The 13,314-nt window shown below is 44.4% G+C and carries 12 protein-coding genes; 4 read left to right on the top strand and 8 right to left on the bottom strand.

The genetic code is table 11. The annotated features are described in order from the left end of the window. Positions 1 to 73: 73 nt before the first annotated feature. Together speB and speA are read right to left on the bottom strand one after the other, a co-directional pair. Positions 74 to 1,000 (bottom strand): agmatinase, encoded by a 927-nt coding sequence (gene speB / locus CWO27_RS15015; RefSeq protein WP_017105806.1) that lies wholly within the window; start codon positions 998 to 1,000, stop codon positions 74 to 76. Continuing rightward, positions 1,000 to 2,907 carry an arginine decarboxylase gene (gene speA, locus CWO27_RS15010; protein WP_032500248.1) on the bottom strand — a complete coding sequence of 636 codons (1,908 nt, stop codon included), beginning with the start codon at positions 2,905 to 2,907 and terminating at the stop codon, positions 1,000 to 1,002. Before speA ends, speB begins: the two co-directional genes overlap by 1 nt. 561 nt (positions 2,908 to 3,468) lie before the next feature. Between speA and CWO27_RS15005 the strand changes: the two genes are divergently transcribed. The 4 genes from CWO27_RS15005 (at position 3,469) to CWO27_RS14985 (ending at position 8,899) form a co-directional block, all read left to right on the top strand. Next, on the top strand, positions 3,469 to 4,905 hold the full coding sequence (locus tag CWO27_RS15005; protein WP_107899170.1) for a coniferyl aldehyde dehydrogenase: 1,437 nt from the start codon (positions 3,469 to 3,471) through the stop codon (positions 4,903 to 4,905). Continuing rightward, complete coding sequence (locus CWO27_RS15000; protein WP_107899169.1) at positions 4,902 to 5,480, top strand: TetR/AcrR family transcriptional regulator; 579 nt, start codon at positions 4,902 to 4,904, stop codon at positions 5,478 to 5,480. The genes CWO27_RS15005 and CWO27_RS15000 overlap by 4 nt, the downstream gene beginning before the upstream one ends. Before the next feature lie 491 nt (positions 5,481 to 5,971). Next, the gene (locus CWO27_RS14990; RefSeq protein ID WP_107899168.1) at positions 5,972 to 7,546 is read left to right on the top strand and encodes an ABC-F family ATP-binding cassette domain-containing protein; all 1,575 of its coding nucleotides are present in this window, start codon (positions 5,972 to 5,974) and stop codon (positions 7,544 to 7,546) included. A 114-nt stretch (positions 7,547 to 7,660) separates the two neighbouring features. Next, a complete protein-coding gene (locus CWO27_RS14985) occupies positions 7,661 to 8,899 on the top strand; it encodes a leucine-rich repeat-containing protein kinase family protein (RefSeq protein WP_107899167.1) in 1,239 nt (412 codons plus the stop codon). A gap of 104 nt (positions 8,900 to 9,003) precedes the next feature. Here CWO27_RS14985 and CWO27_RS14980 read toward each other — a convergent pair whose 3' ends face one another. The 6 genes from CWO27_RS14980 to thrS form a co-directional block, all read right to left on the bottom strand. After that, complete coding sequence (locus CWO27_RS14980) at positions 9,004 to 9,441, bottom strand: hypothetical protein (protein WP_107899166.1); 438 nt, start codon at positions 9,439 to 9,441, stop codon at positions 9,004 to 9,006. Positions 9,442 to 9,481: 40 nt separating this feature from the next. Beyond that, a complete protein-coding gene (gene yqfB, locus CWO27_RS14975) occupies positions 9,482 to 9,799 on the bottom strand; it encodes a N(4)-acetylcytidine aminohydrolase (RefSeq protein ID WP_048659526.1) in 318 nt (105 codons plus the stop codon). A 176-nt stretch (positions 9,800 to 9,975) separates the two neighbouring features. Further along, positions 9,976 to 10,329: a 50S ribosomal protein L20 gene (gene rplT, locus CWO27_RS14970; RefSeq protein WP_004733517.1), complete on the bottom strand. Its 354-nt coding sequence runs from the start codon at positions 10,327 to 10,329 to the stop codon at positions 9,976 to 9,978. A gap of 42 nt (positions 10,330 to 10,371) precedes the next feature. Then, positions 10,372 to 10,566: a 50S ribosomal protein L35 gene (rpmI, locus tag CWO27_RS14965; protein WP_004738430.1), complete on the bottom strand. Its 195-nt coding sequence runs from the start codon at positions 10,564 to 10,566 to the stop codon at positions 10,372 to 10,374. Positions 10,567 to 10,670: 104 nt separating this feature from the next. Then, entirely contained in the window at positions 10,671 to 11,222 is a 552-nt protein-coding gene (infC, locus tag CWO27_RS14960) for a translation initiation factor IF-3 (RefSeq protein ID WP_076654893.1), read from the bottom strand. A gap of 2 nt (positions 11,223 to 11,224) precedes the next feature. Continuing rightward, complete coding sequence (gene thrS / locus CWO27_RS14955; RefSeq protein WP_048659527.1) at positions 11,225 to 13,153, bottom strand: threonine--tRNA ligase; 1,929 nt, start codon at positions 13,151 to 13,153, stop codon at positions 11,225 to 11,227. Positions 13,154 to 13,314: the final 161 nt, after the last annotated feature.

The following is a 13,314-nucleotide window of genomic DNA, read 5'->3' as shown; positions in this document are numbered from 1 at the left end:
AAGCCCACTAAGTTAAACCTTAATGGGCTTTAAAATCAGTATATAACGTTATGCTGTTAGCAATGACACACTACTATTTAGCGAGGCGGTTCGCCGTCCAAACGTAAAGTAGTTCGAGAGCAATCGTCGCACCAGCCAATGCTGTAATCTCGCTTTGGTCATAGGCTGGAGACACTTCTACCACATCCATACCAACCATGTTGATACCTTGTAAGCCACGGATGATTTTGAGCACTTTATCTGAATTCAAACCACCACACACTGGCGTGCCGGTACCCGGTGCAAAAGCAGGATCCAGACAGTCGATATCAAACGTTAGGTAAACTGGCTTATCACCAACAATGCCTTTCACTTGAGCAATGATCTCGTCCACGCTCATGTCGTTCGCTTGCATCGCGTTAATAACGTTAAAGCCGTGACCTTCCTGCTTATACTCTGTACGAATACCAATTTGAACTGAATGTTCAGGCGAAATTAAACCTTCATTTGGCGCATGGTAGAACATAGTACCATGATCGTAACGACTGCCCTGACTGTAAGTGTCAGTATGCGCGTCGAAGTGAATCAGAGCCATCTCACCGTACTTCTTGCCATATGCTCTAAGCAAAGGCAGTGTAATGAAGTGATCGCCACCTAAACCTAACAGAGTTTTACCACTATTTAGAATCGCATCAGCAGCCGCTTCTAAACGTTGAGTTAGATCTTCTGCGTCACCGCAATCAAACACAAGGTCGCCAGCATCAATCACCGAGGTATGTTCAAATACATTGAAGTCCCACGGAAACTTCTTGCCTTCCCATGCCAAGTTCACCGACGCACGGCGAATCGCATCAGGTCCCATACGTGCACCCGGACGACCAGATGTCGCCATATCTAACGGCGCGCCCAACACCACCACATCAGCATCGTTATCGATTGGGTTCTGCACCAATGGACGGCGCATGAAAGTCATCGCATTGGAGTACAGTGAGTAATCTGGTTTCGTAAATAGATCGTTCATTAAAAATCCTCAAGATAGGTGTAACCCATCAAGCCTTGCTCTAACTCTTCAAGTACGCTTTGCTGCTCTTGAGCTGGTACTTTCGCCGTTACCAATTCTTTGTAGTTCTGGCGAATTAGGTCCATATCGATATGAACATAACGCATCATGTCTTCAACCGTGTCGCCTTCGTTAATGTAATCGATGTTCGCTTCACCGCTTTCGTCAACGTTGACCACTACACTGTGCGTATCACCAAATAGGTTATGCATATCACCCAAGATCTCTTGGTATGCGCCTACTAGGAAGAAGCCCATCAAATATGGTTCATCAGGGTTCCATGCAGGAACTGGCAGCGTTGTTTCAATACCTTGACCATCAACATACTGATCAATCGTACCGTCAGAATCACATGTGATGTCCAACACCACAGCGCGTCGCTCGTCAGCATTATCCAAACCACTAAGAGGCAATACTGGGAACACCTGATCGATACCCCAAGCATCAGGCAATGATTGGAACAGTGAGAAGTTAACGAAGAACTTATCAGCCAAACGCTCGCTCAACTCATCCAAGATTGGACGGTGGTAACGGTTCTTAGTACTCATGCGAGAGCTAAGTTCGTAGTTAATGCGCAAAGACATCTGCTCTGCCCAAGCACGGTGCTGAAGGTTCAGCATGCCTGTCGCAAATTGGTTGTGTGCTTCTGCGATATCACTTTGCGTATCGTTGTAGATCTCAATCAGCGCGCGGTCATCATTGCCTGCATCTAACTCCAAGAAGTTCTTCCACATGTTGTTTAGCAACAGTGGTGCGTCGGCTTCTGGTGCTGCCATGTCTTCCGGCGAGTAGCTTTCAGTACCAATCACGTTGGTGATTAGCACGGCATGGTGCGCAGTCAGTGAGCGACCAGACTCCGAAATGATCACAGGTTGTGGCTGATTGTAGAGCTTACAAATGTCCCCTACTGTCATCACGATGTTACGAGCGTACTCAAGCAAGCCGTAGTTCATTGAGTTTGAAGATTGGCTGCGTGTGCCGTCGTAATCGACCGCTAAACCACCACCAACATCTAAGAACTTCAGTTGAGCGCCAATATCACGCAGTTCACAGTAGAAACGAGCCGCCTCACTCACACCATTTCGCACATCACGAATATTCGCCATTTGCGAGCCAAGGTGGAAGTGTACTAGCTCTAGAACATCCAGTTGGTCTTCGGCTTTCAAACGCTCAATAACGGTAAGCACTTGTGATGCAGACAAGCCAAACTTCGACTTCTCACCACCACTTGCTTGCCATTTACCCGCACCTTGAGAAGCAAGGCGAATACGTAAACCCAAACGAGGTTTAACGCCAAGCGCTTTCGCTTCAGAAAGAACAAGATCAAGCTCTGACAATTTCTCTAGAACGATAAATACTTTGTGGCCTAGCTTTTCGCCAATAAGCGCAAGACGGATGTATTCTCTGTCTTTGTAACCGTTGCATACGATCACAGAGCTCGCTTTTTGAGCCAGCGCCAATACCGCTAATAGTTCTGGTTTGCTGCCCGCCTCTAGACCTAGTTGCTTCTGCTCTAATTGAGCTTGGCTCGCTAAGATCTCGTCAACCACTTCTTTTTGTTGATTAACTTTAATCGGGTAAACAAGTAGGTAACGGTTATCGTACTGATATTCGTCGATCGCTTGGTTGAATGCGTTACAGATATTGTGCACACGTTGATGCACTATTTGAGGAAAACGCACAAGAGCAGGTAAACCAATATTTCTTTGCTCTAACTGTTTTACGATCTTACTGAGGGGAACTTGATGATCCGTTTCGCTCGGTGAAACATACACTTCACCGTTGTCATCAATTCCATAAAAACCTTGGCTCCAGTGCTTTACATTATACTCAGCACGGATGCGTTCCAAATTAACCGAATTTTCCAATTCTAGAGACCTCACACTATAGGGCCATCGACAGAAGATACCTCTTTGGAATAGCGAGGTATAACCCAACAAAAAACGCTCAAAAACGATTTGTTGGCTGCATTAACCGATATTATGAAGAGCGAGTCCAACCATAGATATTTGTGGTTACGATTACGTTTTTTTATCGACCGATCTACTTAAAATGACAGATAAGGAATTACAAGGTTTTAGGGCAAAAAGCAGGCTGAAGCGCATTAAATATAAAGCACTTTCTCATAAAAAATTAGGTGAATAAAATAGCATTTGCACCTAAAATTCTTGGCTAATTTGGTGATGTTAAGTCAGGTTTGTGACAAACATGCGCACTTCCCGATCACAACTCTCGCTATCACCAACACGGCTTGTATCCCTCGATTCGATGCCTACTAATACTTCATTCTTCCTACTAAAAATCGCCCAGTTCAATGTTGTAACCGCTCAATTATTGAACTTTTCTTGCGCGCATCTTGTATTCGGTTGGATATTCTTGTAATTTTAACTGGCCGACCAATCGGTCAGCCTTCGAATTTAGGGGATACTATGAGCCATAATCTAGACCTTGAACCAAACACGTCAAGCACCAACGACATGGATCAACTGTTCAACCGACAACAAGATCACTACCGTAACAACGTTAATCCAACACTTGAGCAGAGACGAAATGATCTCTCAGTCTTGAAAAAACTATTAATGCGCTACCAAGAGCAGTTAATTGAAGCGGTATCAGAAGATTATGGCCATCGAGCAAAGCACGACAGCTTAATTGCTGACATCACCCCTTCCCTACACCAGATCAATTACAGTGATAAAAACCTTAAGAAGTGGTTGAAGCCTTCACGTCGAAAAGCCGGCTTGATGCTAACACCAGCCAAGATTACTGTGCATTATCAACCGGTAGGTGTGGTTGGCATCATCGTGCCTTGGAACTTCCCAGTTATGCTCTCTTTGGGTCCTCTAATTACAGCATTGGCAGCAGGTAACACAGCAATGCTTAAGATGTCTGAGTTTACCCCTGCAACCAACCGTGTTTTAAAAGCGATGTTGGCTGAAGGCTTTAGTGAAGATCAAGTGGCGATCATCGAAGGTGAAGCCGATGTTTCCGCGAAATTCAGCCAGCTGCCGTTTGACCATATCCTATTCACAGGCTCAACCGCGGTAGGTAAGCACGTCATGAAAGCCGCTGCCGCGAACTTAACGCCAGTGACACTTGAACTTGGCGGAAAGTCTCCAACCATCATCGCCCCTGACTTTGATGTGGCTGACGCTGTTGAACGTATCCTGTTTGCAAAAAGCTTAAATGCAGGCCAAATCTGTGTCGCGCCTGACTACATCTTGCTGCCAAGAGAAAAAGTCGATGCATTTATCACGGCTTATAAACGCTACTTCAAGAAGCTGTATAAAGCGGGAATTGAGAGCAAAGACTTAACCTCAGTGGTTAACATGCGTCAGTACAATCGATTAAAAGGTGTGGTTGAAGATGCGCAATCAAAAGGTGCTGTAGTACATACTGTCACCGAACAAGCGCAAGACGACGTGAACCACAGAATGACGCCACACCTTCTCACCGAAGTGAATGACGACATGGTGGCAATGCAAGAAGAGTTGTTTGGTCCTGTGCTTCCTATCGTGCCTTATGATTCTATTGAAGAAGCAATCAGCTACATCACAACAAGAGAACGTCCACTTGCCCTGTACCTAATGAGTCACGACAAACAGACTCAAGACCTATTCCTATCGGACACTCATTCAGGGGGTGTTTGTATTAACGACTCTCTAGTACATGTCGCAGCAGAAGACGCGCCGTTTGGTGGTATTGGTCCGTCAGGCATGGGACACTACCACGGTGTTGAAGGCTTCAGAACCTTCAGCCATGCGAAAACCGTATTGACTCGAGGCAAAATCAATTTCACTAAGTTGATGCACCCTCCATATAACAACCCAATCAAAAAAATGATGTTCAAAGTACTGAATCGATGATTACGAAAAGGCAAAAAATCCTAGATGCTGCGCTCCTACTCTTCTCTCAACAAGGGTTAGAGGGCACATCTACAGGTCAAATAGCGAAAACCGCAGGGGTAGCAAAAGCCACGCTGTTTCATCACTTTGAGAACAAATCTCTACTGATTGATGAACTGTTTCGTGAACTGAAAATAGAGCTATTTTCTACCCTTGTTCAGCACACAGAAATCGCTAAACAAAATCGCTATCAAGCCTTTAAATTCATGTGGATGACAGGGATTGAGTGGGCATTAGAAAACCCAGTCGCCATGAAGTTTTTCACCAATGTGCATTTTGACCCAACGACTCAAACTCGCGAAGTCATTGTCTCGCAGATGTTCGCATCACTCGATGATATCATTTTGAAAGGACAGGAAGCCGGTGAGTTAATGGTGTTAGACATTAATCTCGTTAGGCACTTCATCCACAGCCATTTTTTGATTTGTGCAAACTGGTTGATTGAGCAGAATGAGTTACCACCAGAGCAGTCAGCCAAGTACATCAGCGATAGCTTTGACATGTGTTGGCGAGCTGTCGGCGGACAAAACCTGTAATTTTTACATTATTTGAAGCTCTTGCTTTCAAAGAACACTCTAAAGCACCTCATGGCTATATCTATATAGGCATGAGGCGCTTTAATTATTTGGATACATTTTAATCAGGTCATCATATTGACTTTAAGCACTCTCTTTCAGTAACATCCCACCATCATTTCAAAAGAGAATAACGCCATAATGAAGTACTAACATCCTGACATCCGATTTATTTTTATAAAAATCATTTGGACACTCGGGGTTAGTGGGCGTTACTTCGTCATCTATTTTCGCGACAAATCAAGTTCTTAAAGATCCGTCTTTTGACAACATGAATCTTGCAGAACTGCACCTCAAAGACAGAAATCATCTCAGCACAGCTTTTCTATCTTTGATTGGTCATCTACCTAAGTAATGTCTTGGGCGATCTATTCTTAGAGTCCTACGTTGGAGTCTATGTAGAAAAGCGCCTCGCCCCTTTTACTCGTTTATACGTAAAGGGAGGTATTTTTATGCCTACTATTTTAGCCAATAATCTCTCATTTCAGCTCGATACTGGTGAGTGGTTATTTAAAGACATCACCTTTAATCTGAACACGCGATTAACTGGCTTAGTTGGAAGAAATGGAGCCGGAAAGTCGTTGTTACTTACATTACTCACCGGGCAAGCGCAGCCGACATCTGGGAGTGTGTCTAGACAAGGCTCGATTGGTTTCTACTCACAGTTGCCTTCAGAACTTTTAGATAGCACGATCAGCATTGCTGACTTCTTAGGTATCAACGAAAAGCTCAATGCCTTGCGAGCTATCGAACAAGGTAGCTGCGAACTTGAGCACTTCAATATCGTTGGCGACGATTGGGGTTTGCAAGAAAGCACTCAACAGCTTTTAGCTACATTGAAAATAACCAGTGAGTTAACCACACCGTGCAACACATTAAGCGGCGGCCAACTTGCCCTCTTGCAACTTCATCGCTTATTTACATCAAATAACGACATACTGATTCTCGATGAGCCGTCGAATCATTTAGACAATGACGGGCGTAGCTGGTTAATAGAACAGTGCCAACAATATGAAGGCAAAATACTGATGGTTAGCCATGACCGAAGCCTGTTGAGACACATGGAAGGTATCTACCATCTCAACAGTTTGGGGTTACGTTTCTATAAAGGAAACTACGATGACTACTTCAAACAAATGTCGAGCCAAAATGAAGCATTGGACAAGCAGATTACGCATCACCAATCCGAAAAGAGACGACTTGAACGCCAAGCTCAAGCCAACAAAGAAAAAGCACAACAGCGAGAGGCGCAAGGAAACCGACTGCGAAAGTCAGGCAGCCAACCCAAGATATTATTGGATGCGATGAAAGATAAAGCCGGACGAACGCAAGGAGCATCAGCCATTAGTCAAAATAACTTAAAGGAGCAAAATCAAGATAAGCTTCAGTTTCTTAAAGAACAGCAAGAGCAACTGAAACCTCAGGCCTTGTATCTACAGCAGAGTAATAGCAAGAAAAAGAACGCGCTATTAACAGTTGAAGATTGCCGACTTGAGTATGGGGCTGGTACTACTATCCACTTTTCTCTGTCACAAGGTGAACGCTGTTATCTAACTGGTGCAAACGGTTGTGGTAAGTCGACACTGTTGAAAGCGATTCACAACGAGCACTCGAACTACACTGGCACCATCAAACGCTTAGGATCTACGGTGTACCTTGATCAACACTTTGGTTTGTTGGACACCAATGACACCATGTTCGATAGCCTGATGGCACATAGCTGCAGCATGACGGAAAGTGACGCACGCACCTTGTTAGCTGGCATTGGATTTAGGCGAGACTCCGTGTACCGCAAAGTAGCTCACCTAAGTGGTGGAGAGAAAATGAAACTGGCGATGTTGATCGTCAGCCATAAACAGGATTCGCCATTACTGCTGCTCGATGAACCAGACAATCACCTAGACATCGACTCAAAGCAAATATTGGCGTCGGCTTTACGTGACTATCAAGGTGCGTTCATCCTAGTCAGTCATGATACCGATTTTGTTGAGGAGGTTGGCGTAAGCCAAAATCACATGCAACTTTAAGCTTCGTAAATTCATTCGCTAAGCTTAGTTAAACGAGCATCGTTCCGGTGCTCGCCTTTCTCACTTGAGACAAGTACACTACGCGCCTCGAACATCTATTCATAAGGCTAAGGTTTGCATACTCTAGAACAATTAAAATCAGGGCAACTAAAAGGTATTAAGCGCTTAAAACTGTCAGAAGGTCTCACCGAGTTTCCATTAGAGATCTTAGAGCTCTCCGATTCGCTAGAGATTCTGGATCTTTCGGGGAATCAGCTATCAGAGCTTCCACAAGAATTAGCACAGCTTACTAACCTGCGTATTATCTTCGCTTCGAACAACCTGTTCACGCACCTTCCTGATGTTCTTGGGTCACTTCCTAAGCTTGAAATGATCGGTTTCAAGACCAACCAAATCAAAACTGTGAGTGAAGAGTCCCTACCCGCTCAATTGCGCTGGTTAATTCTGACAGATAATGCCATCGAAGTTCTGCCTAACTCACTGGGTGAAAGACCAAAACTGCAAAAGCTAGCACTCGCAGGCAACCAGCTTCGCGCTTTACCTGAGAGTATGGAAGACCTATCCAACCTCGAACTGGTCCGCTTGTCTGCAAACCAACTGACTGAATTCCCTGAGTTCCTTATTAAGCTACCAAAACTTGCTTGGTTAGCCTTTGCGGGCAATCCATTTTGCAAACACCCGAGCAGCTTAGATAGCGTGCCTGCAGTAAGCTCGCAATGCTACTCATTGAATCAAGTGCTTGGTCAAGGTGCATCAGGCGTGATATCTCATGCTAATTGGTTAAACAGTGATTTTGATTTCCCTCAGGAAGTGGCGGTTAAAGTATTCAAAGGCGAAGTGACAAGCGACGGTTACCCACATGATGAACTAGAAGCGTGTCTTCAAGCTGGTCACCATAGCAACTTAGTGAAGTCTATCGCGCAAGTGGACGAACAAGATTACCTTGCGTTGGTGATGGAGCTTATCCCAAGCTGCCATTACAACCTAGGCTTGCCACCGACACTCGATACTTGCACGCGTGATACTTTCCCAGAAGGTTTCGAACTTCCAATCGCGCAAATCGACAACATCGTTACTCAAATGATTGATGTATTTAATCACCTGCATGGCAACAAGATTTGCCACGGTGACTTGTATGCGCACAACACCTTGGTTAATGAACAAGGTCAAATGATCTTTGGTGATTTTGGCGCGGCGACTATCTACGGTTACCTGACTGAAGAGCAGCAACAGGGTATTCGACGCATCGAAGCTCGCGCTCTCAAGTGTTTTATTGAAGACCTATTGACAGTTTGCTCTACTGACGACGTAGATTCAGAACTGTACAAGGAACTTGAAAACTATCACGCATAAGGGCTGCCAAGCCTAAGTAGCCAATCAAGGTTCGATCGAAATGAAAAAAGCTAACGTTTGACGTTAGCTTTTTTGCTTTTGGAGCTTGATGAGTCAAATCCGAGTTAACTAGCTTCCACCTGAACAAGCTTAAGGTAGGAGTGAAGCTCTTGGTTTTTATATTCCACCGCCGAGTGGATATTCAAGTCTTTACACGCAACCGCATCAAACTGGTAACGATTGTCACCTTTACTGATTTCAACTTGCAGCAACCCGCTTTTCAACAGCCAATGACCTTGAGTTTCAAACCGATCAAACAAGCGGTATTCCGTTAGACTGCCATCCAAATGAAAGTGAACCTCAGTAATATACCCTGCTGGGCAACTTTTTACCCAAGTACGCCCTAAGACATCTTCTTCAACAAAGTTTCTTTTGCTCTCGCACCACTTTAAATAATCGGCACTCTCGCTCAGTTCACTATCAAGGTCATTCTTAGACAGTAACGTTTGGTCTTGCTGTTCACGACAGTAAAGCTGAAGTAGTGTCTGCTGGTTATTACTCATAAATCGCCATCCCTAGCTAGTCAATCTAATCCAATCAGGCTTAAGCTACCAACTCATAAGAGACAACATAAAGTTCAGAGATCCCTGGGTAGATATCTTGAATCACCCCCTTCAGGACTTCTAGCGTCATGTTCTCTTGCTGAGCATGGAACTCACCTAAGTCATCAAACAGGATTGGTTCAACGCTAATGATCTTAAGATTACAGAATACACGTCCCTGCTCTAGCGTGGATACTTCTACAACACTGCCCGGCTGGTAATCGCGCTCAGATTCATCGCGAATAGTAATGGTCTTTTTGCCTGAAAGGATATCTGTTTCAAAACGTTCGAAGAACGTCATAGTAGTAGGTGCGGTCATTTATCTCGGTCGCTTAACATTTAAAGGTTAGGTAAATGTTTATATACCAGAATACTTGTTCAAGCGAATAAAAAATTAGATGCGAGATGCGAGAAAATATGGCAAAGCTAAATTACAGGCAATAAAAAAGGAGAACCGAAGTTCTCCTTTTCTTAAACCTTTAAGCTAACTCTAAATTATAGAGATGCTTTCGCTTTTTCAACTAGAACAGCAAATGCTGCTTTGTCGAATACTGCGATGTCAGCAAGAATCTTACGGTCGATCTCGATAGATGCTTTCTTAAGGCCATTGATGAAACGGCTGTAAGATAGACCATTTTGACGAGATGCCGCGTTGATACGTGCAATCCAAAGTTGACGGAATTGACGTTTCTTGTTGCGACGGTCACGGTAAGCGTATTGACCAGCTTTGGTAACTGCTTGGAAAGCTACGCGGTAAACACGTGAACGTGCTCCGTAGTAACCTTTAGCTTGTTTTAGAACTTTCTTATGACGTGCACGAGCTTGTACACCACGTTTTACGCGAGGCATTATGCTTCTCCTAAACTAAACGAATTTATAAACTAAAAAGAATTAAGCGTATGGCATCATACGTAGAACTTGAGCAACTTCACATTTAGGAAGGATCGAGTTCGGACGTAGCTGACGCTTGTTCTTAGTAGTACGCTTAGTCAGGATGTGACGTTTACCAGCGTGCTTAAACTTAATACCACCAGCAGTTTTCTGGAAACGCTTAGCAGCACCTTTGTTGGTTTTCATCTTAGGCATGATGAATAACTCCGCATTGTTGAGTTGTTAATAACATAGTAATTAGGGCGAATAAAACCCCGCAACCTGAGGCTGCAGGGTTCAATTACTTGCAAAGCCGTTAATTACTTCTTTTTAGGGGCCAACACCATGATCATCTGGCGACCTTCAATTCTCGTTGGGAAAGATTCGACTACTGCAAATTCTTCAGTATCCGCTTTCAAACGATTAAGAACGTCAACACCGATTTCTTGGTGAGCCATTTCGCGGCCACGGAAGCGAATTGTTACCTTCACTTTGTTGCCGTCTTCTAGGAAACCAGTCAGGTTGCGTAGTTTTACCTGATAGTCTCCAATATCAGTTCCAGGTCGGAATTTAATTTCCTTGATCTGAACCTGCTTTTGCTTCTTCTTCTGCTCTTTCGCAGCTTTGCTCTTCTCGAAGAGGAACTTACCGTAGTCCATCACACGACAAACTGGCGGCTCGGCGTTAGGGCTGATCTCTACAAGATCCATACCAGCTTCATTTGCAGCTTCCATCGCTTCAGCGATTGATACTACACCAACAGCTTCGCCGTCTGCGCCAGTTAGACGCACTTCACGAACGCCACGAATGTCACCGTTTAAACGGTGCTGGTTTTGTTTGGCCGGTTGTTGGCCACGTCTTCCGCCTTTAATAGCTATTCCTCCAGATTGAGCTTACGGCTTGAAACCTCGGCTTGGATGTATGAAATAAAGTCATCCACTTTAAATTTGCCAAGGTCCTTACCTTTACGTGTACGTACTGCAATTTCGCCGGCTTCCATTTCTTGGTCACCACACACAAGCATGAACGGTACACGTTTCAAAGTATGTTCGCGGATTTTAAAGCCAATCTTCTCATTTCTCAAGTCTGCTTTGACTCTAAATCCACTTTTTTGCAGTTTTTTCGTAATTTCTTGTACATATTCAGACTGTTTGTCTGTAATGCCCATTACAACTGCTTGTTCTGGCGCCAACCACGTTGGGAAGAAGCCAGCGTATTCTTCAATAAGAATACCGATGAAGCGTTCTAGTGAACCTAAAATCGCGCGGTGGATCATAACTGGCGTGTGACGCTCGTTATCTTCACCTACGTAAGTAGCACCTAAACGTTCTGGTAATGCAAAATCGAGCTGCACTGTACCACATTGCCAAGCGCGGTCCAAACAATCATGCAAAGTAAATTCAATCTTAGGTCCGTAGAACGCACCCTCGCCTTCTTGAATCTCGTATGCAATCTCTAATGCTTCTAGCGCTTGCTTAAGGTCAGCCTCTGCACGGTCCCACATTTCGTCTGAACCTACACGCTGTTCTGGACGAGTCGATAGCTTAACAACAATGTTTTCGAAACCGAAAGTTGTATAAGTATCGTAAACCATATCAATACAAGCTTTAACTTCTTGTTGAACTTGGTCTTCAGTACAGAATACGTGAGCATCATCTTGAGTGAAGCCACGAACACGCATAATGCCGTGAAGTGCGCCAGACGGCTCGTTACGGTGACATGAGCCAAACTCAGCCATACGTAGCGGTAGATCACGGTAAGATTTCAAACCTTGGTTGAAGATTTGAACGTGGCCAGGACAGTTCATTGGCTTGATAGCGTATTCACGGTTCTCAGAAGAAGTTGTGAACATTGCTTCAGCGTACTTATCCCAGTGACCAGAGCGTTCCCAAAGAACACGGTCCATCATTAATGGGCCTTTAACTTCTTGGTAATCGTACTCAGTCAGTTTTTGACGAATAAATACTTCTAGCTCACGGAAGATAGTCCAACCGTTATGGTGCCAGAACACCATGCCTGGTGCTTCTTGCTGCATGTGGAATAGGTCAAGCGCTTTACCGATTTTACGGTGGTCACGTTTAGCCGCTTCTTCTAGGCGCACAAGGTGAGCTTTAAGCGCCTTCTTGTCGTGGAATGCAGTGCCGTAGATACGTTGAAGCATCTTGTTGTCACTGTTACCACGCCAGTAAGCACCCGCTACGTTAAGTAGAGTAAAGTGCTGACAGAAGCTCATGTTAGGCACGTGTGGACCACGACACATATCGATGTATTCTTCGTGATGGTACAGGCCTGGACGATCGTCTTTAGAAACGTTCTCGTCCAAGATTTCAATCTTGTAAGTCTCGCCGCGAGCTTCGAATGCGTCGCGCGCTTCCTGCCAGCTAACTTTCTTCTTAACAACCTGGTACTTGGTCTTCGCTAACTCTTTCATGCGCTTTTCAATCTTTTCTAGATCTTCTTGCGTTAGAGAGTGCTCAAGGTCGATATCGTAGTAGAAACCGTTATCGATAGTAGGACCGATCGCCATTTTCGCTTCTGGAAAAAGCTGCTTAACCGCGTGGCCTAAAAGGTGAGCACAAGAGTGACGAACGATCTCAAGGCCATCAACTTCATCTTTAGCTGTGATGATTTCTAGGCTTGCATCGTTTTCGATAAGATCACAAGCATCAACACGCTCGCCGTCTACACGACCAGCAATGGTTGCTTTCGCAAGACCAGGACCGATTGATAGGGCAACATCTAGAGTTGATACAGGGTTGTCAAATTGACGCTGACTACCGTCAGGAAGAGTAATAATTGGCATTATTTGTCCTTTACAGTGGTGTTGCACACCAAGCAACACATGAAAATGTTTAATATATGTCTTTCAATCAACTAGTACGCTGATTGGGGATATATGCATAATAAATATACCCACATAGAAGCAAATACAGATGCCCCATTTGTGAGTAGCCAAACATTGTA

It is taken from the genome of Vibrio sp. 10N.286.51.C3, assembly GCF_003050065.1.
In the GTDB taxonomy this organism is placed as follows: Bacteria; Pseudomonadota; Gammaproteobacteria; order Enterobacterales; family Vibrionaceae; genus Vibrio; species Vibrio crassostreae.
The sequence above is the reverse complement of the archived record's forward strand: the minus strand, read 5'-3'. Positions and strand labels throughout refer to the sequence as shown.